19 protein-coding genes are annotated in these 24,218 nt (G+C 63.7%); 11 read left to right on the top strand and 8 right to left on the bottom strand.

What is annotated here, in order from left to right:
• Nucleotides 1-85: 85 nt before the first annotated feature.
• Nucleotides 86-601 carry a hypothetical protein gene (locus tag ABWK72_RS20345; protein ID WP_367871413.1) on the top strand — a complete coding sequence of 172 codons (516 nt, stop codon included), beginning with the start codon at nt 86-88 and terminating at the stop codon, nt 599-601.
• 197 nt (nt 602-798) lie between these two features.
• Here the strand turns inward: ABWK72_RS20345 and ABWK72_RS20340 are convergent, their stop codons facing one another.
• The gene (locus ABWK72_RS20340) at nt 799-2,523 is read right to left on the bottom strand and encodes a hypothetical protein (protein WP_367871412.1); all 1,725 of its coding nucleotides are present in this window, start codon (nt 2,521-2,523) and stop codon (nt 799-801) included.
• A gap of 165 nt (nt 2,524-2,688) precedes the next feature.
• On the opposite strand from ABWK72_RS20340, the gene ABWK72_RS20335 reads away from it, so the two are divergent.
• The 5 genes from ABWK72_RS20335 to ABWK72_RS20315 are packed head-to-tail and all read left to right on the top strand — an operon-like array spanning nt 2,689 to nt 8,229.
• On the top strand, nt 2,689-3,318 hold the full coding sequence (locus ABWK72_RS20335) for a Tfp pilus assembly protein FimT/FimU (protein ID WP_367871411.1): 630 nt from the start codon (nt 2,689-2,691) through the stop codon (nt 3,316-3,318).
• Between the two features lie 56 nt (nt 3,319-3,374).
• A complete protein-coding gene (locus tag ABWK72_RS20330; protein ID WP_367871410.1) occupies nt 3,375-3,827 on the top strand; it encodes a hypothetical protein in 453 nt (150 codons plus the stop codon).
• Complete coding sequence (locus ABWK72_RS20325; protein ID WP_367871409.1) at nt 3,824-4,564, top strand: type II secretion system protein J; 741 nt, start codon at nt 3,824-3,826, stop codon at nt 4,562-4,564. Before ABWK72_RS20330 ends, ABWK72_RS20325 begins: the two co-directional genes overlap by 4 nt.
• Complete coding sequence (locus ABWK72_RS20320; protein WP_367871408.1) at nt 4,557-7,550, top strand: hypothetical protein; 2,994 nt, start codon at nt 4,557-4,559, stop codon at nt 7,548-7,550. The genes ABWK72_RS20325 and ABWK72_RS20320 overlap by 8 nt, the downstream gene beginning before the upstream one ends.
• The gene (locus ABWK72_RS20315) at nt 7,534-8,229 is read left to right on the top strand and encodes a hypothetical protein (RefSeq protein WP_367871407.1); all 696 of its coding nucleotides are present in this window, start codon (nt 7,534-7,536) and stop codon (nt 8,227-8,229) included. The genes ABWK72_RS20320 and ABWK72_RS20315 overlap by 17 nt, the downstream gene beginning before the upstream one ends.
• Nucleotides 8,230-8,309: 80 nt before the next feature.
• Here ABWK72_RS20315 and ABWK72_RS20310 read toward each other — a convergent pair whose 3' ends face one another.
• Nucleotides 8,310-9,665, bottom strand: a complete 1,356-nt coding sequence (locus ABWK72_RS20310; RefSeq protein WP_367871406.1) for a C39 family peptidase — start codon at nt 9,663-9,665, stop codon at nt 8,310-8,312.
• Nucleotides 9,666-9,844: 179 nt separating this feature from the next.
• Here ABWK72_RS20310 and ABWK72_RS20305 point away from each other — a divergent pair, with 179 nt between their 5' ends.
• A complete protein-coding gene (locus ABWK72_RS20305; protein WP_367871405.1) occupies nt 9,845-10,198 on the top strand; it encodes a hypothetical protein in 354 nt (117 codons plus the stop codon).
• Here ABWK72_RS20305 and ABWK72_RS20300 read toward each other — a convergent pair whose 3' ends face one another.
• From ABWK72_RS20300 to ABWK72_RS20285, 4 genes are all read right to left on the bottom strand, one after another.
• On the bottom strand, nt 10,199-11,128 hold the full coding sequence (locus tag ABWK72_RS20300; protein WP_367871404.1) for a hypothetical protein: 930 nt from the start codon (nt 11,126-11,128) through the stop codon (nt 10,199-10,201). It lies immediately after the preceding gene.
• The gene (locus ABWK72_RS20295; RefSeq protein WP_367871403.1) at nt 11,125-13,188 is read right to left on the bottom strand and encodes a hypothetical protein; all 2,064 of its coding nucleotides are present in this window, start codon (nt 13,186-13,188) and stop codon (nt 11,125-11,127) included. The genes ABWK72_RS20300 and ABWK72_RS20295 overlap by 4 nt, the downstream gene beginning before the upstream one ends.
• 4 nt (nt 13,189-13,192) lie before the next feature.
• A complete protein-coding gene (locus tag ABWK72_RS20290) occupies nt 13,193-15,475 on the bottom strand; it encodes a DUF6288 domain-containing protein (RefSeq protein ID WP_367871402.1) in 2,283 nt (760 codons plus the stop codon).
• 119 nt (nt 15,476-15,594) lie between these two features.
• A complete protein-coding gene (locus ABWK72_RS20285; protein ID WP_367871401.1) occupies nt 15,595-16,065 on the bottom strand; it encodes a hypothetical protein in 471 nt (156 codons plus the stop codon).
• 45 nt (nt 16,066-16,110) lie between these two features.
• On the opposite strand from ABWK72_RS20285, the gene ABWK72_RS20280 reads away from it, so the two are divergent.
• The 4 genes from ABWK72_RS20280 (at nt 16,111) to ABWK72_RS20265 (ending at nt 19,652) form a co-directional block, all read left to right on the top strand.
• Nucleotides 16,111-18,624, top strand: a complete 2,514-nt coding sequence (locus ABWK72_RS20280) for a M16 family metallopeptidase (RefSeq protein WP_367871400.1) — start codon at nt 16,111-16,113, stop codon at nt 18,622-18,624.
• A gap of 100 nt (nt 18,625-18,724) precedes the next feature.
• The gene (locus ABWK72_RS20275) at nt 18,725-19,069 is read left to right on the top strand and encodes a hypothetical protein (RefSeq protein WP_367871399.1); all 345 of its coding nucleotides are present in this window, start codon (nt 18,725-18,727) and stop codon (nt 19,067-19,069) included.
• Between the two features lie 63 nt (nt 19,070-19,132).
• Nucleotides 19,133-19,393: a type II toxin-antitoxin system RelB/DinJ family antitoxin gene (locus ABWK72_RS20270; protein ID WP_367871398.1), complete on the top strand. Its 261-nt coding sequence runs from the start codon at nt 19,133-19,135 to the stop codon at nt 19,391-19,393.
• The gene (locus ABWK72_RS20265) at nt 19,374-19,652 is read left to right on the top strand and encodes a type II toxin-antitoxin system YafQ family toxin (RefSeq protein ID WP_367871397.1); all 279 of its coding nucleotides are present in this window, start codon (nt 19,374-19,376) and stop codon (nt 19,650-19,652) included. The genes ABWK72_RS20270 and ABWK72_RS20265 overlap by 20 nt, the downstream gene beginning before the upstream one ends.
• 10 nt (nt 19,653-19,662) lie before the next feature.
• On the opposite strand, the gene ABWK72_RS20260 is transcribed toward ABWK72_RS20265, so the two are convergent.
• Complete coding sequence (locus ABWK72_RS20260) at nt 19,663-20,898, bottom strand: Wadjet anti-phage system protein JetD domain-containing protein (protein ID WP_367871396.1); 1,236 nt, start codon at nt 20,896-20,898, stop codon at nt 19,663-19,665.
• Entirely contained in the window at nt 20,895-24,215 is a 3,321-nt protein-coding gene (locus ABWK72_RS20255; protein ID WP_367871395.1) for an SbcC/MukB-like Walker B domain-containing protein, read from the bottom strand. Before ABWK72_RS20255 ends, ABWK72_RS20260 begins: the two co-directional genes overlap by 4 nt.
• Nucleotides 24,216-24,218: the final 3 nt, after the last annotated feature.

Raw genomic sequence — 24,218 nt, 5'->3', positions numbered from 1 at the left:
TTGGAAGCCCATCCCATCGCGGGCTTGATTGCACGGCGGAAACGCCGACCATCGGAAGATGGGTTAAAAGACCACCGTCCCTTCCATGAATATTCGCATTCTCCCCCTGCTCTTCCTCGTCCTCTTCACTAGCCAATTGCCCCTCCGTGCCGAGGAGGTCGCGACCTTGAAGCCCGAGTATTATGAAGCGGCAACGAATGGAGGAAATGCCATCAACTACAAGCGCTGGCAGACCTCTAGGAACGGAAAGGTTATCCTCAAGCACGAGGAGCGTGACCTCCTCGGGACGGGAAAGTTCGAGCAGATCGATACGACGATCTTCCATGAGGGGAAGAAGGTCGTTCATTTCATAACGCTCCAAGGCAAGAGGATGTGCACGGTCTATCCCGAATGCGGACTCACGGTTGCCCAAGCGGATTCGAACAATGACGGCCAGTATGATCGCACGGTCCTTAGCGATGCGACGGGGCGGATGGTGGACTACTTCACCATCGGTGCAGACGGCCGCATCTCGGCCATTTCCGATGAAGCGCTGAAGAAAGTCTCAGATGGCCTCAAGGAGTTTTCAGAGGGGATGAGGGATTTCGACAAGGGGCGATGATCGATCCCGGAAGAACGCCTATACCCCCCGGAGTGGTGGAATCATTTTGGCAAAGGTCGCCTCGATCAGTTGCGTTTTTTCCACCCACGACCGTTCCCCGCATAAGGTGTCCCTATAGGACACGGAACCGCCTACCTGCTTACCCGGCGCTGCGTGCCGGGCTTTTATAAGGCGTCCCGTTGGGACCAAAAGCCGGCCTAACGGAACAGCGCATCCACGCCCATCGCGCTCTTGCGCAGGAATTTCGGGACCGCCTTACTCTTGCCCGGGCGGAAGAGGCGGAAGATGAGGCCGAGGAGATTGAGGGTGAAAAGGTGGTCGATCAGGCGGTAGCCGCGCTGCCGCCGAAGCAGCAGCGAGGACAGCCAGCCGAGGGTCTGGCGCTTCACCTTGAAGGGTTCGAAGGACAGCTTGATGCGGTAGCGCTGCCGCCGCTCGCTCGGCCAGGCTTTCTTGTAGGCCTTCTTCGAGGCGCGGATGCGGTCGGCGAGGTCCGGATCGTAGGGCAGGAAATAATAGCGCCGCGCGAGGCGCAGGAGATGGCAGAAGTCCCGCCAGTGCTCGATATCCGCGACCGGCAGTTCCGCCACGCGCGCCAGCTCGACCATCCGCGGGAACAAGGCATAGGCCGCCTCGCCCTCGCGCAAGGCCCGCTCGGGATCACGCACGAAATGCCGCAGGACCTTCCGCACCGCGTGATTGACGAAGAGGCAGTCCCAATAGACGTGCAGCAGCGGCGGGATGCGGACGCGGCGGAAGAAGAGCTTCTGGGTGGCGAAGTCGCCGATGTAGTGGAGCTCCTTCACCACCGTCTCCGCATGACGCAGCAGTTCAAGGGTGGCGGGGGCCCGGGCCGGACCGACCAGACCCGCCACGGCTTCCTCCACGGACTCGCGGTGGCGGAAAATCCGCAGTGCTACCACGGTGTTCAGGCGCAGCCAGAAGTCGCGGTCGTTCTCCTCCAGGAAGGCGAGGCGGCGGAAGCGGTGCCAGCCGCCGGTCTGGCACCATACCGAGATGCCCGCCAAGTTCGCATCGCCCTGGAGTTCGCGCGCGTACTGCTCGCAATCCCAGCCGATGAAGCTCGGGAACTCCCCCGCGCCCTCGTATTCGCGGCGGGCCTGGAGTTCCACCAGCTTGCGGTGGGGGGTGCGAAAGAAGGCGCGGTTCAGGGGCAGGTAGCGGAAGAAGTCACTCTCCCCGTACTTCATGGAGAGGATGAAATTCGGCGAATCAATCCCTCCCAGCGCCTTCGCCAAGGTCCGCCGGTGCCAGATCAAATCCCCCACCCGGTGCGCGCCGACCGTCCAGGTGCGCAGGATCAGCGTGCGGTCGTGGCGCTCGAAGATCGGCAGCAGATGACGCAACAGCCGGTTGGTCTCCGCCGCGCTGCGGACATGCAGGCGGGTGCGGATCGGGTCCTTCACGTCCACCCCGTCGCTCTCGCCGATGCGCAGCACGAGGCCGCGGACCTGCGGGAAGTCCCGCAGGAAGTCATCCACCAGCGAGCGGTAGAATTCCTCCAGCTTCTGACGCCGGGTGCCGAAGGCTGCATCGATGGCAGGCGTCACCGGCAATACATCCGAAGTCACATAGAGATCGAGTCCGGCCTCGCGGACGATCGTGAAAAGCGCGGAAAACTCCTCGCGGAAGACGGCGATCCGCGCGGCCGTCTCCGGCTCGTGCAGCGGGTGCGGAGCGAGGTGCGCCAGGTCGTCCAGGGTGACCGCGTTGAAGCCCGCTGCCGCCGCTTCTGCGGTGAATTTACGCATGTCCGCACGGATCGCGGCCCATTGTGTTCCGCGTTCCGGGCCCGTGGTGGCAAGGTGGGTGAAGGGAATCTTCGACCAATTGATCCGGCGGCGTTCGTAGCCCCGGAAAAAGGGTCCGATGGCGTCTATGAGAAAAATCTCCGGCGGCATGATTCCTGCAACGTACCTGTCACGTGGACAGGGGGCAAAGAGCGTGAATTTGACAGGATCGTTGCAATCGCGAATTGGAGCCCAAGGTGCCGCCGACGGAACCTTGGACGTTTACATCGTAACGTCAGGCGGGCAATGTCCGATCCGTGAGTTTTTGATTGTCCCGTGAAACCTCCGCCCCATCCCCACCCCCGATTTGCCGCGGGCTTCAGCTTGATCGAGCTGCTGGTCGTGATGGGCATCATCGGTGCGCTCACCGCGATGGGGCTATCGCTTTTGGGCGGCAATGCCTCGAAGACACAGCGCACCACCGCGGATCAATTCTCAGCCGCGATCGAGCAAGCGCGCACCGCCGCGATCACGCGGCGCAAGCCGGTGATCCTCGCGATCGCGGAACCGCAGCCCGGCGATACCGACGACAACTGCCGCTTCGGTCTCTTCGAGGTGGACGAGCTGCCGAGCGGCGGTGCGGATCTCGCGGCACGGCAACTTGAGCGCTGGCACGTGGTCCCTGGCGGTGTGGTCTTCTTCGACGGCAAGGTGCAGGAATTTGAAAACCTCCTGGACGAGAACAAGGTGACGCTGACCTGGAAGGATGGCCAGAACCATGCCTCCGTCCACGTGCTCGCCTTCAATACCCGCGGCGGGCTGGCATGGCCGGAAGGCTCCGATCCGGTCGCGGTGAAACTCGGCAGCGGCAATTACCGCAACGGCCAACCGGTGGCGATCACCGGCGGTGGCTTCAGCTCGCTACGCATCGGCCGGGTGGTCGCGCGGCCATGGAAACTCGAATGATGAAGGCAGCCCCTCCCAAATCCTGTCTCCGGCGCGGCGCATCCCTGGTGGAAATCATGGTTTCGATCGGCGTGCTGGCAATCGTCACGCCGCTTTCGCTCGCGGCCCTGCTGCAGGCAGGTGAAAGCGGCAGCGCCTCGCGGGCCGAAACGCGGGCGCCGCTGATTGTGGAGAACTGCATGGCGGAGCTGAATCTGGCGCGCCAAGGCATCTCCGAGTACCTGCCAACACTCCAAGCGGGTGAGAAATTCGGAGACGGGGACGTGCTCTGCCTGGCTTTCGGCGGGGACGGCAAGCTGCTCGGCAAGGTGGATCCCGGTGCCTACGAAAGTGGCACCAAGGAAGTCGCCAGTCAGGACGCGGTCTTCCTGGCCAAGCTCAGCGGCGTGGAGGACGAGAGTCGCAAGGATTTCCCGCTGATGCTGACGGTCAAGGTGAGTATCGAGCGACCGGCGGTCGCGCCGCGGGATAGCCGCCGCGCGATGGACTTTTACACCAAACTGCCATGAAGGATCCCGGACATCGCGGCGGATTCTCGCTGGTCGAGTTGCTGGTCACCATGGCCATCGGCTCGGTGATCCTTTTCGTGGCGGCTTCCCTGCTGTCCCGGGCGGGCGATGGCTATGAACGCGGTTCGGGCAGCGTGGCCGCGGAGCGCGAGGCCCGGGCCCTGCTCCACCAGATCGGCAGCGATCTGGCCAAGGCCGAGTGGCACAAGGATACGCAGTTCAAGAACAGCGGCTCCGACTGGAAGCAGGGCGATCTCGGCTTCCTGGCCCTGCAGCCGGACGACGCGCAATCCGAGGAGAAGCGCAATGCCGACCTGTGCGCGGTCCACTACTATCTCAAGGACATCGAGGTGGGCGGCGTGACGGTGCGCTGCCTGATGCGTGGCTTCCGGGAGAGCGGCGACGTATTCGAGGCACTCAAGGACGACACGCCCGCGGCCCTTTTCAAAACCGAGTTGACCGACGAGCCGGTGGCATTCGGCGTGCTTTCCTTCGAGGCGCAGCCGCTGGAGCGCACCGCGAACGGCCGGTGGGAGGACTGGAAGGGCGGCGACCTGACCAAGGCACCCGCTGCCGTGCGAGTGCGCCTGGTGATCGCCCGCCGCGAGTTGCTCGGCAAGCTGACGACTCCGGAGGAATGGAACAGCAGCCCGCTGCGCGGCAAGCCGGGGGAAGCGCTCAACAACCCGAACCTCGAAACCTACGAGGCGATCCAGAGATACGGAAACGATGCTTGAACGCCGCCGCCACCCCCGATCGCTCTCCCCCGGCTTCACGCTGCCCGCGGTGATCATCGTCGCCGTCGCCATGCTGATCCTCGCGATCGGCCTGCTCTCGATCATCGGGATCGAGCGCAAGACCGCACGCTCCTTCGCCGATGCCAAGCGCGCCGACCTGGCAGCACGGGCGGGCCTGGAGGACTTCAACGCCCTGCTGCGCGCGGAAACCGCGAACGACGACTACCTGGTGATCGCCAGCCAATCGCCGAACGTGGAGAACAACTCCACGAAGGAAGCACCGGCGCAACTCTTCGTGGTCCGCGGCGAGGGCGGCGGGAACACCGTGAACTACCGCTACCTGCCGCTCTTCAGTTCCAAGGAGCTGCCGCAGAGCAACGGCAAGGTCAAATCGCCCGAGATCGAAGAAGTGGACGAGGACGACGCGGACTTTACTTCGATCAAGGCCCTTCCTTGGCAGGATGCGCCGCGGGTCGAGTGGATCCCGGTGCAGGACTCCAAGGGTGAAACGGTGGCGCGCTATGCCTACTGGGTGGAAGACATGCAGGGCAAGCTGGACGCCAAGACGGTTGGCGATCCGGACAAGCTCGTCCGCAACGAATGGCCTTTCCCTGCCTCCGGGATCAATGCGAAGCCGACCGACGAAGATGAGCTCAAGCTCGATCAGGTGGCGATCCGCGTGCTGGATCCCAAGGCGGTCGAAAACACCGACAATGACCTGACCGCCAAGATCGTGGACGGACGGCCGCTGATGCTTTCCCCTGGCTCGATCGCGGCGGCAGCAGGCTTCAAGGCCCCTTTGAAGCGCGACACGCGTACCGGCCTGCTGGAGGACGAGGTTGCCGCGGCGCTGGAACGCAGTGTCAGTCCGGTGAGCGAGCCCTACGAGGAGCGGGCGACGGTTCCGTATGCTCCCGGCATTTCCGCGGACGCCGCAGGGAAGCCGAAGCTCAACCTGAACGCCTTGCTCGCCAAGTCCCGCCCGTCCGCGGTGAACGAATTCGCGAGCTGGATCGAAACCGGCCTGCCCGAATTCGAGGACCGCAAGGGCGGCTTCCCCGACGACTATCTGCGGACACTGGCCGCGAACGCCTTCGATTATGCCGATACGGATAGTGATCCGACCCAGAGTTTCGGCGGCAATGACAGCAAGGACAACTACCGCGGTCTGGACGGCTATCCTCTGGTCAGCGAATTCGCGACGACCTTCCGCTGGGCCGACGTAAGACGCGAAAACGGCCGTCTTTATGCCGTCTTCAGCGTGGGGACCTTTCCGGAACTCTGGAACATGACCGACCAGACGGTGAGCGGGATGGCCCAGCTCTCCTTCGAAACCGATCTAACGTTCCAAGTAGGCCCGATCCCCTCGATCTCCTTCGAGGACCTTGTGACCGACAACACGGTCGCCGCGCCGGTGGCGGTGGAAGAGGAAGGCTACAAATGGCAGCCAGCCTTTCAAGTGACCTTGCGGCCCAACGAGATCAAGGTCTACGCCTGCCGGACGGAATTCAAGATCGACGTCGGCTCGGCCTCGGACTTCATCGCAGGGCCGCTCACCCTTGCTGTCAACGGCGCACCGATCAGCGCCGACGGCGGGAGTGGCTACCGCTTCCGCTGGAACGGGAAAATGGTAGACCAATCCCGCGGCAACATGTGGCGGCGCTCCGCCAGCATCGACTTTCCCCGCGAGCCCCGACAGTTTTCCACTGCCAACGTTCCCGCGCACAGCCTTTCAACTCAACCCGCGGCTTTCGGGCCATTCGACAACAACATGGGCGACCCGCGGATGTCATTTTATCATAAAATGCAGCAGGCTGCTAACCAGTATCCTGAGAACTACAGCCCGAACCGCCGGACCGTGCGCTGGGGAACAATATATAGCAGCGACGGTGCGACCAAACCGAAGGTTTACGGCCGTGTTCTGCCCTCAGAATGGCCGGATGGAGGCCATGACTTCCCCTATGGCGTGCGACCACCCCCAGGCACCGCTCTAACCAATCCGGACGATCCTAGCTACACCTCCGGTGTCCCGAATCCGGAGAAGGAGCGGGCACCGATGCGCCTTTCCAATCGCGGACGCTTCTACAGCGCGACGGAACTCGGCCGGACCTATGACCCGGTAATGTGGCGTCCGACCTATGCGAAGCAGGACGGGAGTCTCATCTCAGGGGATACCAATAGCCTCCGCGACGGCTCGCTCCCGGGAGGCCAAGCCAGTTGGCCCGACGCTACCAGTCCATCCTCCGCCACCGAATCCAACGGCGGCGGCAATACCCTGCGGATCGGGCGCGCCGAGCACCAGCGCTTCGCCGTTAAAACCAAGCCCGGCCTGCATGCCGCCCACCTGCTGGACCTTTTCCATGCGGGCAAGGGAAGCTCGGACGACTTGGGCGAACGCGAGGGGGAGATGGTGGACATGCGCGGTGCGGTGAATCTCAATACCGCGACCGCCGATACCATCCGCGCCTTGGCCGCCGGGATGCTCGAACAGGATCCGCGGCTCTGCGAAGTCCCCTCGAAAAACCATCAAACCACCAACCAGATGGCGGCTCCCACCCAGAACCTGGAGATCGGCGCCCCCAAGCAGACCAAGATCGCCGACCGGGTAGCACAGGCGGTTCTCTATTCGCGACCCTTTGCCTCGGCCGCCGATATCGCCAGCGCACACGACCCCGCGGAGAAGCCGGTCTTCGGCAACCGCGAGATGTATGAGCAGGGCACCAAGATCCAGTGGACCGATTCCGCCGCGGAGGAGGTCTTCGCGCGGATCTATGAAGCGTCGACCCTGCGCTCCCGGAACTTCCGGGTCTGGGTCGTCGGCCAAGCCGTTTACACCCCTCCGGAAGGCTCGGGAAAGCCGGTTGAAGTGCTCTCCGAAACCAAGAAGGTGTTCACCGTTTTCGCCGATCCAGGCGAGCGCAAGGATGACGAATCGATCAACACCGATACCTATCGCCCCCGCGTAACCCATGAGAACGATTTTTAAGCGCCGGAGTTTTATCGCCCTCATCGCCATCCTGCTACCTGCCGGATTGTCGGCGCAGGAGGAGCCACCGAAGGTCGGCTTCATCCGCCTGGTCAACGCGGTCGGCGCAGGAACCGGCAATGTTCATCTCAAGATCGACGGCCAGGACCGCTACCCGAAAGGCTACAAGCTCGGCGAGCGCACCGGGGGAATCGGCCTGGCACCGGGAGCCAAGAAGATCGCCATCAGCAAGGATGGCGTCGAGGAGGGCACGACCACTTTCACCGTGGAGCAGGGCGAGACCGTCAGCCTGATCGCCTTCTCCGAGAAGATCCCCGCTGACAAGGACAAGCCGGAGCACTGGGCGATCAAGATCCTGCGGCTCAAGCAGCGGGATACGGAAAACAGCTTCCGCTTGACCGTGCTGAGCATGTGCGACGAGCCGGAGACGATCTTCTCCTACCAGCGGGAAGCCGATAAGGAGAAGACGATGAGCAGCGTCAAGCGGCTGATGACCACCACCATCGAACTGGGAAAATCGGCCGGCGACGTAAACCTCTACGCACGCGACAAGGAGACGCTGCTGAGCTTCTTCCGGCCCGACATGAAGGGCAATTACGTCGTGATGTTTTACAACGATGCGGAAGGAGCGGTGAAGGCGATCTTCTTCTACGATCCGAAGTTCGTGGTCGCGGGGTAATTGAGCCGGACTCCTCAGGAGGAAAGAAAAAGCGCCGTCCCCTTGCGGAGACGGCGCTCGTTAAGAACTGGAAGAGCGGGTTACTGGTTCGGCACCATCGAGTAGAGCGCCATGGTCATGCAGTAGGCTTGGTCCATGCGCATCTTCTTCTTTTCGTGGCCTTCGCCCCAGGAGTCGGTGTAGTAGATTTCCTCGGTGGTCGGGTTGTAGCCGAAGATCAGGCGCATGTGGCCGCCGTAGCTCTGGGGCAGGTCGCCTTCCTTGAACATGCCCAGATACAGGGTCCAGCAGAGCGGGATTCCCTGATCCACGTATTCCTTGATCTTGCGGCTGAACTGCGCGTATCCGGGCTGGATGCGCTTGATCTCGCGGAAGGTGTCCTTGTCGGCATTGAACCAGAATTGGCGGGGATCGACGTAGTAGTAGTCGGTGTCGATGTCGAAGGTCTTAACCCCCTTCTTCTTCGCGGCGGAATTGTAGTTGCGCAGATCACGCTCGGCCTGGCGGTTGTCGTACTCGATCAGCTTGAGGGTCCGCAGGTGGATCTTGCCGGTCACGCGCTGGAAAGCCTTCTCCATCTCGTCGCCGCTGGTTCCGGCCTCGTCGGTATTCGCGAGCTGGGCCATCTCGTGCTGGTCCATGGTCGAGCCGAAGTAACGGGCGACGCGCTCGATCGAGGCCACCACGCAGTAGCCCTTCTGGCCCTGGTCCACCATCGGGATGCCTTCGACGAAGGTGAAGCCCTTGTCGTCTTTCTTCACGTTGTCGCCGAAGGTTCCGCGGCGGGCCATCTTGGTCGGTGCACCCTTGGCCGCGGACACCGAAGCGAAACGCAGGCGGATGAACTCTGCGCGCTTTTCGGAGCGGTTGATGCTGCCTTCCAGCGCGATCGCCGTGTTGCCCTTCTTCCACATCCAGCCCGTGATCGGCACGGCACCCTGCTGGGCATTGCGGGTCTCGGAGCGCACGCCGACCAGCTTGGTGTCGAGGTAGCCCTTCCACTCCTTCATCTTCGCGTCGAAGGTGGCGAAAGGGATCTCGCCGTCGTCACCGCGGTTGAAAACGGAAACGGTGGCGTCAATCGGCTTGCCTTCGCGGCCGCGGAGCACCACCTCGCCCACTTCCTGGCCCATCAGTTTGAACTCCTTGGGAGGCGAGCGCAGGCCGTCCTTCGCGGAGGATAGCCATGCGAAACCGTCCGTTTGGTCCTTGCCGACATACACGCCCTTTTTCTTGAGCTCCTCGCGGATTTTCTCCTTATCCTTGTCAGGCTCCGGTTCCGGGCCTTTCAAGTCGGTCAGGTTCTTTTCCCACAAGCCTTCGTCGAAAAGCGTCTCATCCAGGGAAACCTTCTCCTTCTTTTCCTTCTCCTCTTTCGGAGCCGCCATCGCGGGCACCACCAGAAGGCAAGCGGCCATTGCTGCTAGGGCTTTCATCTGTTTTCTTTGTTATACAAATTAACGCACATGTCCAACTCAAGTTGGCTGAAGTTTGTTCGGAAAAATTAAGAATTCCCGCGGAATTCCGCGGTTTCAAGGGCCCGCTTACGGGGCAATTGGAATCGGGTTGTCATTTTCCCCTCAACTGTTAGTCCCCTCTCCGGAAGGAGCCGCCCATGACGCAAGAGTCCCGCCAGTCTTTAATCGAACTTTTGTTCCTCGCCCTCTACCTCGACAACCACTTGTCGCTGGCGGAAGACGAGGTCTTGACCACAGCGCTCGACGCCCTCGGCTGGGAGTCCCCGCATCCACGGGAGATCTTCATTTTCCAAGCTTTCGCCAAGGCCCGCGAGGCGGCGTCCGACGCGGGCAATACCGACGCCTTCGTGGACTCCCACGCCGATCTCATCCGCCGCGACGGCACCTCCGCCCCGGCGATCACCTGGCTCTACAAGATCCTGGGAGCCGACGGCATTTCGAGCAGCGAGGAGCGCTTCTTGAAGAAGCTCGAGAAACGGCTGTTTTCCTGATCACTTCTCCTTCGCCAGGATCGCCAGATAGGAATCCGCGGCCTCGCCCAAATCCGACTTCGGATCGAGCTTGGCGATCTCCTTGAGAAGCGCGGGCAGTTCTGCCTTTTTCTCCGGCCAGCGCTGGTAGAGGGCGAAGCGTGCCGCCAGCGCCTCCTGCCGCTGAGCCTTGGTGAGCTGCGTCTTCTTCAGCCAGCCGCCGATCTCGTCGTCCGCTTCCTTGAACTTCCCGGCCTTGCCATCCTCCACCGCGGTGTCCAGCAGCTTGCGCCCGGGAAAGGTGTAGCGGGCAACCATGCCGGAGCGGTCGTCGGGATCGGCCTTGAGCATTTCCGCGACCACCGGCTCATAGACCTTCTTGGGACCCGTCCCGAGCCCCAGCAGATCCAAGCCGTCGGCAAGCAGGCCGGCGCGCTGCGGACCACGGGCTCCCTCGGCCTTCTTCCAGAGATCGTCGCGCTTCTTGCGCAGCTCGACGGCCTTCTGGACCGTCTGCTCCGGCTTGCCGAGCGATTCGAGTTCCGGGGTGCCCTCGCGCAATGCCACCAAGCGGCCCTCGCGGTCGAAAAGGGCGATCGCCGGCAAGCTCCGCGGCTTCACCGGACAGGCTTCGTTGCGCTTCGCCAAAGCCTCGTCGGCTGGGGAAGGTTCTTCCTTCCGGTCGATATCGAGCACCAGCAGATCATCGCCAGCAGCGTTCGGGAAAGCCTCGGCGCGCCAGTGGTCTGCATACTTCTTCCCGGCCTGGCACCAGTCCGAGCCGTGGAAGAGCACCGCGATGTCCTGGCCGCCCTTTTTCGCCTGCTCCAGCGCCGCCGGAAAATCGACCGCCCGCTCCGCTGCTGGTGCCAGTGACGCCAGCGCCAGCATTCCGGCGACGATCCATGACTTCCTTTGGCACTTGGTCCTTCTTACTTGGAACTTTTTCACTGCAGCCTCCTTCCGTAAACGTGAACCGCCGAGAGATGGAAGACCTCCTTGCGCTCGTCGTCGCGCTCGACCTTGACCCAGCCGGCGCGCGGGACCTTGCCCTCCAAGGGGATTCGCCAGGGGCCGCCGGGCTTCTCGCTGCGGAAAACCTCCTGCCAGCTCAGGCCGTCTTCCGAGACGGATACCTTGATCGGCACGATGCGGCTGGCGTTGTAGCCGGTCGAGGCATCCGCCACCACGATTCCGGAAAGCTCACCGAGTTTCGCGAGACGGACGATCACATGCGGGTGGACCTCCGCAGCGGTGTGCGAGCGGCCACCCTTCTCCTCCAGAATGGCGGCATGGCTTTCGGGGGAGTCCCAATTCGAGGTCGTCGAAAGCCGGACCAGCCCGCCTGACGATAGCAGCTCCCCGGAGAAAGGTTCCAGCGGCGGGAGATTCGGGCCTTCGGGATTGCTCACCACTTTGGCGAGGGCCTGGAAGGCGTCGATGTTGCCGGTCGCCGCTGCAGCCAAGATCGCCGGGCGCAGCGCCTTGCGCGTCGCATCCCCGGCGACGCCGCCGGTGCCAGTCGAGAGACCGCGGCCGAGCGCCTCGAACCAGCGGGTATCCCCGCCCTTGCCGAAGCGTTCGCTGCCCCAGGCGACGACCGGCGCGAGCCAGCTCTCCGACTTCGCCTGAAGGGTCACGACTTGCTCGAAGAACTCCAGTTCCTGCGCGGGATTCCCGAGCAGCTTCGCCTGCTCGTCGAGCGCCTTGGGAAGGTCCCACATCACCGGACCGTTCTGGCTGGCGATGGCATTGTGGAAGGACAGCAGGAAAGGAATCCGCTCCTCCTGCGGCACATCCTTGATCATCGCGGTCTGGATGATCTGGGCGACCTCCCATGCGGCCTCCGGGTAGGAGGCCAGCGCGACCAGGGATTCGTCGTAGACCTTCTTCCACTGGAGGGCTTCGAGCTTCCGCGAATCCCGCAGCCAGGTGACGTATTCGAGCCATGCCGGCTGGGCCAGCGGCTGGGCGGCGAGCGCGAGCTTGTAGGCCTTCTCGGCCAATTCGGGATTCTGCGATTTCAGCGCGCGGGCCTGCCAGAGATGCAGGGAATTCCGATCCGCGGCGTACTTCTCATCGAGGACTTTTTCCTGAAGCACGAGCTGGGTCCAGGTCCGGCCCCATAGCGAAGTGTGCAGGCCGCGCTCCCAAGAGAGCGAGTAAGCGGGCGTCCACTCGCCGCGCTTGGTGCGCACCGCGTAGGCACAGTGCCCGGGCTCGCCCATCGTGATCGCCGGGATGCCGTTCGCGCGTGCCGCGGTCGCGCCATAGTGCGACAGCGAACCGCAAACCCCGCCGACCTCCCGCACGCGCTCGGCGTGGATCATCTTGTTGAAGGGCGCGTAGTAATTCGAACCGTGGATCGAATCGCCGAAGACGTTTTCCAGACGGTAGGGAGCCTGCCAACAAGCCCCGGTGTAATCCTTCACCGGCAGCTTCACGTGATCGCGCAGCCAGACCAGCGATTCCTCCCCCCAACCGCCCTCCCCTGCCCAGCCGCCATTGCCGCCGGCGGAGACCACGAAGCGCTTCTCCCAAGTCTCCAGCGTTTCGAAAACCGGGTGCAGCTTCCCGGCCTTGCGGGAGTCGCGGAAATAGAGATAGCGCGCCGCGGCCTGATCCTCCGGCCAATCCTTCCTGGCATACATCAGCGCCACGGCGGCGGCGGTGGTGAGCTCCTGCCGGTTGGTGAAGTCGCCGCGGTATTCCTTCCACAGTGCCTCCGCGATCCGGATCATCTTGCCAGGATCCTCCGGCAGCGGACCGGAGAACATCAGCTCCTCCAACAGCTTGGACTGTATCTCGCGGAAGAAGCTGGCGCGTGGCCCGTTCGTGAGGTTCTTCAACTCGCGCTCGCCCAGCGCCCGTTCCAGCTCGGCGAGCGCCCACTGGCGGCGGGTTGCCGTGTCCTCGGTACGGATCTCCAGCGCAGCCTCGCTGTCCGGCAGCGAGATCGCCCCGGCGAGCGGATGCGCGAGAAATAACAGGGGGATGAATCGGAGGTTCATGGACTTAGCGGCCGCTGAAGTGGGCACCGGTGAGATGGAGATTCCGCTTCGGTGCCTGGAGCACGAGCGCGTAGGTGGCATTGATCAGATCTTCCTCGCCCATGTAGGGTGCGCCCATGTGCGGCTGGGTGAAGTGCAGGCCGTAGCCCGGTTCCCATGCGAGCGAGAACCACCAGGCGTATTCCTTCATCACGGCGGTGTAGGCTTCCGGCTTCACGAGATTGAGACCGAGCAGGCCCCATGATCCGCCGGGCTCGCCGTAGGCGTGGCTATTGCGGATCCAAGGGTGATTCTTCTCCATGAAGCCGACCATGGCCGAACTCATGTCCGGCCGTTCGCCGCGGAGATAGGCGGCCATCGAGAAGAGCCCGCTGCGCGACCAGAATTCCTCGGTGTCCTTGTAGGAACGGTTGTAGCCGAGCGAGCCGTGGCCGCCTTCCTTCGGATTCGACCACGCCATTTCCATGAAGGGCATGATCATTTCCCAGATGCCCGACTTCATCCCGCAGCGGCAGGCCAAAGCTTCGAATACGAGAAGATGGCAGGCAGGTGCCACCAGCGCCTTGTTCTCATAGGGCAGGCCGCTGGGACCGTGGCCCAGGGCCGGGACATTCCAGATCGAGTTATGCTTCCCGTTCACCGCCCAATCGCGGAGCGCTTCGAGATGGGGCAGCACCTTCTTGTCACCGGTCAGGAGGTGCCACTCGCTGTAGAGTATCCCGGCGTAGGCACCGTACCAAAAACCCAGGTTCCCGTAGGCATCCGGCTTGGGATATTTCTCCATCGACCACTCGACCGCTTTCTTCACCCGCCCGCGGTATTTCTTGTCCCCGGTGGCCATCAGGGCCAGCGAGGAGAAGGTCGTGCGGATGATGTCGTCCGACCAGGAGCCGTTTTCGCGCTGGGTGTCTTCCAACAACGCGAGCATGTCCTTCAAAAGCGCTGCCGCCTCCGGATCGGTGGCGGGATCCATCGTGGTAAAGGAGCGGGTCCGGGGCAGTTCCAGATTCACCGTCAGAGGCAGGCCGTCGCGAAGGATCGCCAGCGGCATCGAGCGCTTGCCGGATTTCAGGAGGATCTCCGAGTTCCGGCCGAGCGCGGCCTCGTGGCTGTGGCGGAACCAGTCCCAGCCGGGATTCAGCTCGTTGAGCGGCAAGGGGAGTTCGCTGGACGAGAGGATCACGTCGCCCTCCTTCAGCTTCGCCTTGGCCGCCGGGCTGCCGGTGCGGACCTCCATGACGGTGAGGACGGATTGCTTGTCCTCGGTGAGCGCGTCGAAACCGAGCAGGCCTGCCCCCAGCAAGTCGGGGCCGCTACCGCCATTCGAGCGCCCGAAGAGCTTGTCGGTCGGCTTCTCATTGACCCGGCTGAAGCGCGGGGTGCCGACCACGACCGATTGGCCATCGCCCGCGCGCACCCGCAGGCCGAAAGTTTTCCCGGGCAGGAGATCCATGAGCTTGTCCGGGATCTCCAACCACGCGCGGGAAGTGGCGGCGACCGGCTCGGTCTTCTTGGTCAGGCTGATGCCAAGCGGCACGATCTCGCCGGCGGTGCCGAAGCCGCCGCCGCTCCAGTCGCTCTCGATCACGAAGCGGAAGGCCTCCACCTCGATAGGGCCGGGAAGGTTCAGCACCAGCGGGGTGCGGGAGTCAGCGACTTGCTTGGGCGATTCGCCCTTGGCCACGGTTTCCCAATCCGCGCCGGGCTTGCGGATTTCCAAGCGGTAGTTCTTGGCGACGCCATTCGCATAGCCGCCGGGGCGCGGCTGGTAGCGGATGCCCTCGAGTTTCCGGGGCGCGGCGAATTCCAGACCGATCCAGTGCGGCGGGCTGGCCTGATCCGCGCCGTGGCGGGTATGCCAGTCGGTGCCCGGATTGCCGTCGAAGGCTCTTTCCGCCTCCGCGCCGGATTGGCCGGAGGAGGCGATGACACCCCATTCCGCGCGGGGTGCACGCCCGCCGGCGGTGGCGGTCGTCTTGGCAAATACCTCGCCGCTCGGCGGGTCGAGAGCTTCCAACTCCAGCGTGCCCTTTCCGCCTTGGGCGGTGCCATAGACGTCCACCGAGATGACGCCGCGCCATCTGCCGCCGACATCCTTTTCCTTATCGGTGAGACCGGGGACCTTCACTGACACGGCGGAAGACTGACCCTTTTCAAGCAGCACGCCGCTTTCCCCGCCGGGAAGGGTCCAATTTGCCTTGGCCGGAAATGGCTCAACCTCAATGGGTGCGCCGAGGGCCGCCGCAGCGGAAACGACCGCGAAAAGGGAGAAGATACCGTAGCGCATGATGCAAAGACGCATCAATGCTCGTTTTTGTTTCGGTTTCCAGCCCTAAAAAGACGCCAAGCTGATACTTTGAGCGATATTCCGCAGGGTGCTCCCCGGCAGAGGCCGGCACACCAAAGTTAGAATTTTCCGGTTCCGGTGGAGGCCGGTTGCGGAGGCTTCCCCGAAATCGCCCGCTGCACATCTTCGATCAGCCGCTGGGACAAGGCCTCCAGCTCCTGGTGCTCGGAAACCACCCCATTGAAACCCACGCGCATGACCTCGGTCGGCGCATTCTGGATGGTGTCGATCTCCGCCTTCATGATCACGCGGCGGCGGAGTTCGGCCACTGCGGCGGATTCGGAGGGCAGTCCCCACTTGGTCACGATATTGCAGTCGCGGACCACGCCGGTAAGGATTTCATCGGTCAGCAGTTTGTCGCGAAGCTCCTTTACGGTGGCCTCGCGCTGCTCGGCGGTGGATGCGGGATTGAAGGGGAGCGGAATGTAGCTGAAATCCGGGCGCTGCTGCTTGATCTTCCACACGGTGAACAGCCCGCCTCCTCCCAAAAGGAAAAGAACCAAGACACCCGCGACGATCCACCGTTGCATGTCCCCGGTGTATCCTCCATTTCTGTCGCTCCAAGCCGGAAATTCATGGATTACCCTGCCACCGCCGCCACCCTGGAAAGCTTGCCGAACGGCCTCACCCTGATTCTCGATCCCGACCCGGCGGTTCCGGTGGTCAGCGCGCAGCTCTGGGTCGAGTCCGGCAGCCTGCACGAAGGAGCCCTGCTGGGATCCGGCCTATCGCACTTCCTGGAGCACATGGTGTTCAAGGGCGGCGGGCGTTTCGGCGCGGACGAGCTGGCTACCACGGTGCAGGCCGCAGGGGGCCACTGGAATGCCTACACCACTTTCGACCGCACGGTTTACTACATCGACGGCCCGGCCACGGGGCTCGACACCTTCCTCGAAGTGCTGGCGGCGATGGTCTTCGCGCCGGCCCTGCCGGAAGCCGATTTCGACAAGGAAAAGGACGTGATCCGCCGCGAAATCGACATGGGTCTGGACGATCCGGACGACGTGGCCAGCCGCCTGATGTTCTCGACCGCCTTCGCCTCCGACCCGCGGCGTCATCCGGTGATCGGCCACCGCGGGCTTTTCGATGCGATCCGCTATGAGGACCTGACCGGCTACCACCGCGCCCGCTACACCCCCGACCGCTGCGGCCTGTGCCTGGCGGGCGATTTCGATGCCGAGGCGGTGCGAGAGGCGATCACGAGCCACTTCGGCGGCTTCGCCCGCGGCAGCGGGGCGGAACCGGTGGTGCCGCAGGATGGTGTGCAGCTTGGGCCACGCCGTGGCCGCGCCAGCTTTGCCGTCCCCGCCAGCCGGATCAGCTTGGGCTGGAAGATCCCGCCGCTCGGCCACCCGGACGTGCCGGCCTACGACCTCGCCGCAGCGATCCTCGGCCGCGGGCGCTCGGCGCGGCTTTACCGCCACCTCCGCGAGGAGCGCGGGCTGGCGCTGGAAATTTCCGCCTGGTCCTGGAGTAATGCGGGCCGCGACGGCATCTTCGCGATCTCCGCGGAGGTCGAACCGGAGAAGCGCGACGAACTGATTGCGGCCATATTGCAGGAGCTGGCTGCTTTCCCTTCCACCGCTCTCGACGACGATCTGGCCAAGGCCCGCCGCCAGATCGCGGCGAGCCAGTTCAAGACGCTGACCAGCGTTTCCGGACGGGCCAGCGATCTGGCCTCGAACTGGCACGAGGCCCGCGATCTCGATTTCACACGCCGCTACCTCGCCGCCCTGAATGCGACCACCGCCGCCGATGTGCGCCGCGCGATGGGTCGCCTGACCGAGGACCAGATGACCCTCACGATCCTCGATCCCGAGGAAGCACCGGCACCCGCGAGTCTGAAGCCAGCCGCACGGGTCCGGCCGGAACCGGAGTGCCTCACGCTGCCGAATGGCGCGGTGATCGCGCTGCTACCGGACCATCGCGTGCCAGTCTTCGCCGCGCAGGTCGCGGTGCGCGCCGGGCTGATCTCGGAGATTCCCGAGAATGCCGGGCTGAATACCTTGCTGGCTTCCACGCTGCCACAGGGAACGATGCACCGCAGCGCCGCCGAATTGGCCGGCCTGCTGGAATCGCTGGGCGCCACGCTGGGCGCCGCCTCCGGCAACAACGCCATGCTGGCCCAGCTCTCCGGCCTAGCGCCCGATTTCTCGGCCTTGCTGCCCCTGCTGGCGGAAGTGCTGGCGGAACCGGCCCTGCATGGCGACTCGATCGAGCGCGAGAAAGCCAGCCAATTGGCCTCGCTGCGTGAATCCATGGAGGACCCGCTTTCGACGGCCTTCCGGCTCGCCCGGCAGCATCTTTTCAATGGCAGCGGCTACGGCCTGCCGACCCTGGGCACGGAGGAATCCCTGGCCAAGCTCGACCGCTTCGCCCTATCCGCCCACCACTCGCGGCATTTCCAAGGCAGCAATCTGGTCCTCGCGCTGGCCGGCGACTTCGACCCGGCCCAAGCCCGCGACTTGCTCGCGGAAGGCATCGGTCGCTTGCCGACCGGCACGCCGTGGCAGGCCCCCGCCGCGACGACCGGCGGCGATTTCGAGATCGAGGCCTTCCTGCCGAAAAAGCAGGCGGTGCTGGCGCTCGCCTACCCCGGCTGCTCCGCTCTGGCCCCGGAACGCTTCGCGCTGCGGATGATTCAGGAATGGTGCACGGACATGGCCGGGCCGCTCTTCATCCGGATCCGCGAGGAACTGGGTCTCGCCTATCAGGTCGGTGCCACGCAGTTCCACGGCCACGATACCGGCTTCTTCGGCTTCTACCTCGCGACCGATCCGGCGCAGGTCGATCTGGCGCAGCGCGAACTCACTTCGGAGATTGCGAAGATCGCGGCGGATGGGATTCCGGAGGAAGCCTTCGAGCGGGTGCGCGCCACGGTGCTTTCCAGTCTTGCCATCGGCATGCAGTCGCCCGGCTCGATCGCGCGCCTGGCGGCGGTGGATGTGCTGTTCGGTTTGGGAATCACCCATCACCGCGCGCTGGCGGCAATCTTCAAGGCGATCACGCCGGACGAGGTGAAGGCGGCGGCGGGCAAGCTGCTGGGGAGGAAACCGGTGACGGCGCGAGTGATGCCGCGGGGAGAGTGAAGCTGTCGGAAGGCTGGCCATGACCTACTCTCTTGCCAGCATCGGTGAGCCTCCGCGGGACCCTTCCCGCGAGAAGGCCACACCGGCTTCGGATCAGCAGTTGCTGCTGGCCTTCTTTTTTATCTGCGCCGTAGTCAGCATCGTCGGAATCGCTTTCCGGATTCTCCGGAAGCAGGTCAAAAAGAATACCGAGCGCCAACAGCTCATCCCGAAAATTCCCCCAACGGAGATCGCAGCCCTTGTTTCGAAGTTGGCGCAAGAGGTCTTGGAGATCGGTGCCCATCAGTTGGACGAACCCATCGAAAAACTCCGGATCACGAAGGGAGATTTCCTCTCCTTTCTCGACAATCTGGAACTGGATCACGGCTTGCAGGTGCCCGCATCCGCGAGAACCATGTCCACCTCGATCTCCAGGCTCATCTCGGCGTTGTGCCGGGGGGCTTGAGAAGGCAATACCGCGGGGAGAACGAGAAGTTGCAGCGTATCACAGCCGTGATACAGTCGTCCCATGGCACAATCGGCCGTCATTCATGCCCGAATCGATTCCGCGACCAAAGCGGAGACGGAACGGATTCTGGAAACGATCGGACTTAGCCCGACCGAGGCGATTCGCTTGCTCTACCGACAGATCGCCATCCGCGGAGAATTCCCGCTGGAACTCAAGGTTCCGAATGCGACTACCGCCGCGGCTCTGACTGAAGCGGAGCAGGGAGACGGGTTAGAGTCCTTCGAAACGCTTGAGGACCTGTATGCCTCTTGGGACGAATAAGCTCACGCAGACGGGCCAGTTCCGCAAGGACGTCAAACGACAGGCGAAGCGAGCGAAGGATTTGGCAAAATTGAAAGCCGTTGTCGGGCTGCTTCAATCCGGATCCGAGCTGCCGGAGCGGCTTCGCGATCATTCGCTATCTGGAAATTGGAGCGGCTGGCGGGACTGTCACATCGACCCGGATTGGCTGCTGATCTACAAGCTGCTTCCGGATGAACTGATCCTGGGTAGAACGGGATCACATTCGGACCTGTTTTAGAAGCGGCGCGCTAGCCCGCCTCCGGGTGACAGCCGTAGAATGGCCAGTGGGCCAGCCCGGGCCGGCCGAGCGTTTCTTGTTCGAAGTCGCCTTTGTCACCGCTGGAAGAGATTGCCTCAAGTTGCGGGCGCACGTCTTCAAGCAGCGGCTCCGCGAGCAAGGAGGGAAGAATCCCACGGTCATAGCCGGTGAGCGGTGCCAGCGCTTTGCCTTCACGGTGCTGCATCAGGAAAGGGATCACGGGGCGTGCGATGGATTGACGGAGCTTCAGTAGAATCAGGAAGCCCGCGGGGTCGGTATCGCCGAAATGATAGATAGGAAGATCCCCCGGCAGCAGCGCGAGAAGACGGCGCAACCCTTGGCCGGGGTAGGCGCACCCGAGGACCAGCGTCTCCTTGTCGCTGTTGAGCGAGGCCAGGCGGCGGAGAGTGGTTTTGGTATTCTCAACGGTGAGGATGCGCTTGGCCGGGGTGGCGGCCTCGACCGCATCTAACAGGTCCGACGTGAGGTGGTAGATGCCCCTCGCCTGATCCATCCGCTGAATTCTGCCATCGGGAAGATGGAGCGAGACTTCACCCGCGATTTCAACCCGCGGGCCGCTGCCGGCGATGCCAAGCATCTCCAGCGTGACAGCGCGCCCGAACATTGATCCGAGGCAGGACTCAAGGACCCGCCGCGAGCGTTCGAGGTCCTTTGAACCGAGTCCGAGCGCCACGCTCGCCTCACGAATGAGGGTGTCGCCGGGCCAAACCTTGGCGGTGATGCCGAAGCTGAGCTCGAGCATCTGTCGGACCAGTGACGGGCGGTTCCAGAACAGCGGACGCAGGTGGCGGCCCGCTTCGAATTCCTGCCGGACCTGCTCCAACCAATCCGACCACAATGCCGGATAGAGCGGGTGGCTCCGGCCCGCTGCGGCGGCGACGTGCTCCAGGCTTTGGCGATGAAGCTCTGCCGGCAATGGCGATTCGAACAAGCCCTGCAGCCACGCTTCCGATGCCAGGGGCAGGGCGATGCGCTCGATGAGGTAGCGGCGGTAGCGATTCCTTGTTAGAACAACCCTGCCGGTCCCGGCGAACTTGGTGGCCTCGCGTTCCGCAGTGGCAACGTCCTCCGCCGAAATCACTCCCGCGTGTACAAGCAGATCGGGCCAATCGCGGGAGAAGGGGCGGGACTTGGCGTCGAGTTTCTTCCCGCGGGCAGCGTACCACTGCCGGTGCAGTTCGACGAGCCACGCGGGATGCTTCATGACAGCGCCTCGATCAGCCGCTTCCGGTCAACCCGGGCGCACCAGTTGCGGATGTGGGTGACGTTGCCGCTCTGCTCGTCGTAAGCGCGCTCGACCTTGGCCTGCACCACAGTCTGGGCGTGCTGGATCATCGTCGGCAAGCGGTCTTCCGGGAAGGCCATCACAAGTTGCAGGCCGAAGTTCCGGGCGAGAGCGAGACAGGCGTCGATGCGGTCGCCGGAGAGCTTCGAGAAGGCCTCGTCCATCACCACCAGACCGAGGTTGCGGCGGTGATCTTTCTTGCCGAGATCGTAGACGCGCTGGAAGGCGGCGAGCATGGCGACGAAGAAGGGAGCTTGGTTTTCGCCGCCGCTCTGCTTCTTGGCGCTTTTGTTGAGCGAGATCGCCGAGCCCTCGCCCTTGCCCGCGGGCGTGGCCTGGATGTCCCAGTGGTGATAGTAGCGGTAATCGAGCGCCTTCTGGTGGCGCGGGTCTTCGGCATTCTCGATCGCGACCATCAGCGCCTGCTTCGCGCGTTCGATGTCCTCCTTGCCGCCCGCGGCGAAGAGTTCCATCGCCGGATTCAACCCCTTGTCGACGAGCGTCCAGATGGCGCTGTGGGTGCGGTCCGCCCGCATCGAGAGCTGATAGCGCATGCCGCCGATGACGTGATCCATCGCGCGGTTCAGCTCCTTCTTGGTGCGCTCGGCTTCGTCGAGCTTCTCCTTGAGGACATCGAGCACCTGGTGCTGGAGACGGTCCTCCCACTGCCTCTGTGCGTCCTCCGCTTCGACGCGATAGCGCTCAAGCTCGTGCTCCTCCAGTTCGCGGCGGCGGCTGTCGTAGCGGACGTTTTCATCGTCCGCAGCATCGAAGAATTCGGCGGTGTCCGGATGCTTCTCTGCGAGGGCGACGCGCTCCAGATCACGGGTATCGCGGGCCTTCTCGGAATCGTGGCGCTGGATGTCGGCGAAGGCACGCGCGGCGTCGATGCGCTGCTGCCACTTCGGGAACTGCTCGCGGGCCGATTCGATCTTTTCCTCGATCTCCGCATCGCGAATGCCATCAAGACGCTCGCGGCCGAGGCGGCGGTCTTGCAGGGCGGACTGCTCTTCCTCCACGGAAATCGCGATGCCGTCCAACTGCTCGCGCTCCTGCTGCTCGAATTTCGCAAGCGCGCCGTTCAGGCGGCCGATGCGTTCGATCACGCCTTGGAAGGTCCTATCGAGCACGCGCAGCTTCTCGACCGTGGCCTCGCGTTCCGGCGTGGCGAGCAGACGGATCGTTTCATCGAGACCCTGCGCTTCCTTCTTGAGACGTGGCAGATCGCGCAGCCCGGAAGTCCCGGCCGGCGGATCGGCATCGTCGAGGTGCCACTGCTTGCCGCGATGCAGCCAGGTCTTCCAATCATCACGCGAGCGGTTCTGGCGCGAGAGTTCTTCCCGGACGGTTTCCAGTTCCTCTTCGCGCAGCGTACGTAGACGGCGCAGGCCTTCCTCGCCGATCGTGAATTCCTTCGATGGCGAAAGATGCATGCGCAACGGCGGATCCTTCAGCCAGCCATCCTTGGAAAGCGCGCGCGGGTGCTTGTCGAGTTGCTTGACCTTATCCACCGCGACAAGGTCGCCGTAGAGGTGCTCCAAATAGGCCCGCGCCGCATTGTGGCAGGTGTCGAAAAGCGCAGCGACACTACCGGGCTTGGCTTTCGAATCTTTGCCAAGTTCGCCGGAGTTCACCAGCGGCTCATCAATGTGGCCGAGGCGCTGCGCCTGATCCCACGCCGCGGTGAAATCTTCCGCGAGCACCGCCTGCCGGTTCGGGCCGAGCAAGGATTCGAGCAACGGCCACCACGGCTCCGCATCCGGCTTCACCTCGATCACGCGGCCGAGTGCCACCGCCTTCTGCCCACGCGAGCGCAGGGCATCGAGCAAGGGCGAGGCGAAGGTGCTGCCCTTGTTGGCGAGATCGTCGAGCTCCCGCTTGAGGCGCGATTCGCGGGTCTCGCACTCCTTGATCCTCTCCTCGATCGGACGGAGCTGTTCCTTACCCTCGTCCTCCAGGATCTGATAGATGCGGGCCATCCGCGTGGCGGCATCGAGCGCGGGCGCTTCATCCGCACCCTGCATCTGCTTGAGCCACTCGGCCGCTTGTTCCGGTTCTTCCAGACCGAGTTCGGAAGCATGTTTGAGCCACTGCTTCCAGTACTGCGTGCGGTCGTGAAGGAACTGCCGCGCCGTCTTCGCGGCTTCCCGCAGGAGTTCGATCTCTTTGCCGACCTCGTCGCGGCGCGAACGACCTTGAGCGAGGTGGGCGATTTGCGAGTCATTGCCCGCGACCAGGCGCACCGCATCGAGCTGCTGCTGAAGCTCATTCCGCTCGGCGATCGCACCCTCCTGATCGGCCCGCTGCTCCTCGTTCTGGCGGCGGAGTTGCTCCAGCTTGGTGCGGCGTCCTTCCAGAATCTCGCACTTCTCCTCATGGATCAGGGCATCGCGCAAATGACCGAAGAGCGCAGCCTCCTTGCGCGCGGTGAGATAGGCCCCGTGTTGCTCACAAATGCGGACCAGGCGCTGGTGCTGGTCGTGCATCGTATCCAGCCGATCCTTCGCACGGCGGTGGGCATCAACACTGGCGCGCACCGCCTTCACATCCGGCAAGCCCGGCTCCAACAAATACTCGCGGATGAATTTCTCGAAGCTCTCGACCGGCTGGAAGGCCATCGAGTTGGGCAAGGTCTTGTTCATCTGGATCCGGTCGAATCCGAGATGCGAGCGCGAGGCCATCTCTTCCAGATAAGTTGCCTGGCGGTCCCACACGTCGCCCTCCAGATCGCGGCGGACGTGGACGCGGAACTCCTCTTCGGAGAGGAAGGCCATCGAGTCGTCGAGCAATTGCGGCGCGAGGAAGTCGTCCTTCTCCAAGCGGCTTGGAACCGCGAACCACAGCGTCCGCGGCTTGGCCGTCGGGCCTTCGTATTCGATGCGCGCGCCCCAGGTCTCGCGGCGCGGTTCTTCTTCGCCCGAGCCCGCGGGCCAGACGAACTCCAGCGCCGCCAAGGTCACCCCGCTCGGCCTCAGGAATCTCTCCTGGCCGTCCTTGCCCACCGTATTGGTATCGCAGAGGCAGTAGCCGCGCAGGGTCCGGCCGCTGCCGGCACCGGCGGCGGCCTTGTTGAAGCGACTCAAGGACTCGCCGAGCATCACGAACTGGAGCAAGTCCAGCAGCGCGCTCTTCCCGGAACCATTGGCCCCGGTGATCAGGGTCAGGCCCGAGACATCGATGAAGTCGCGATAGCCATACCAGTTGATGGCGAGGATGCGACTGAGGTGAACGCGCATGGG

This window comes from Luteolibacter sp. Populi (assembly GCF_040801775.1).
GTDB lineage: Bacteria > Verrucomicrobiota > Verrucomicrobiia > Verrucomicrobiales > Akkermansiaceae > Haloferula.
Note: the sequence above shows the minus strand (reverse complement) of the source record. Positions and strands in the feature narration are given on the sequence as shown.

Excerpts from the sequence above, each read along its gene's own strand:
- ABWK72_RS20345 (WP_367871413.1), top strand. The coding sequence starts at position 86 with ATGAATATTCGCATTCTCCCCCTGCTCTTCCTCGTCCTCTTCACTAGC.
- ABWK72_RS20340 (WP_367871412.1), bottom strand. The coding sequence starts at position 2,523 with ATGCCGCCGGAGATTTTTCTCATAGACGCCATCGGACCCTTTTTCCGG.
- ABWK72_RS20330 (WP_367871410.1), top strand. The coding sequence starts at position 3,375 with ATGGTTTCGATCGGCGTGCTGGCAATCGTCACGCCGCTTTCGCTCGCG.
- ABWK72_RS20325 (WP_367871409.1), top strand. The coding sequence starts at position 3,824 with ATGAAGGATCCCGGACATCGCGGCGGATTCTCGCTGGTCGAGTTGCTG.
- ABWK72_RS20320 (WP_367871408.1), top strand. The coding sequence starts at position 4,557 with ATGCTTGAACGCCGCCGCCACCCCCGATCGCTCTCCCCCGGCTTCACG.
- ABWK72_RS20315 (WP_367871407.1), top strand. The coding sequence starts at position 7,534 with ATGAGAACGATTTTTAAGCGCCGGAGTTTTATCGCCCTCATCGCCATC.
- ABWK72_RS20310 (WP_367871406.1), bottom strand. The coding sequence starts at position 9,665 with ATGAAAGCCCTAGCAGCAATGGCCGCTTGCCTTCTGGTGGTGCCCGCG.
- ABWK72_RS20305 (WP_367871405.1), top strand. The coding sequence starts at position 9,845 with ATGACGCAAGAGTCCCGCCAGTCTTTAATCGAACTTTTGTTCCTCGCC.
- ABWK72_RS20295 (WP_367871403.1), bottom strand. The coding sequence starts at position 13,188 with ATGAACCTCCGATTCATCCCCCTGTTATTTCTCGCGCATCCGCTCGCC.
- ABWK72_RS20290 (WP_367871402.1), bottom strand. The coding sequence starts at position 15,475 with ATGCGCTACGGTATCTTCTCCCTTTTCGCGGTCGTTTCCGCTGCGGCG.
- ABWK72_RS20285 (WP_367871401.1), bottom strand. The coding sequence starts at position 16,065 with ATGCAACGGTGGATCGTCGCGGGTGTCTTGGTTCTTTTCCTTTTGGGA.
- ABWK72_RS20280 (WP_367871400.1), top strand. The coding sequence starts at position 16,111 with ATGGATTACCCTGCCACCGCCGCCACCCTGGAAAGCTTGCCGAACGGC.
- ABWK72_RS20270 (WP_367871398.1), top strand. The coding sequence starts at position 19,133 with ATGGCACAATCGGCCGTCATTCATGCCCGAATCGATTCCGCGACCAAA.
- ABWK72_RS20265 (WP_367871397.1), top strand. The coding sequence starts at position 19,374 with ATGCCTCTTGGGACGAATAAGCTCACGCAGACGGGCCAGTTCCGCAAG.
- ABWK72_RS20260 (WP_367871396.1), bottom strand. The coding sequence starts at position 20,898 with ATGAAGCATCCCGCGTGGCTCGTCGAACTGCACCGGCAGTGGTACGCT.
- ABWK72_RS20255 (WP_367871395.1), bottom strand. The coding sequence starts at position 24,215 with ATGCGCGTTCACCTCAGTCGCATCCTCGCCATCAACTGGTATGGCTAT.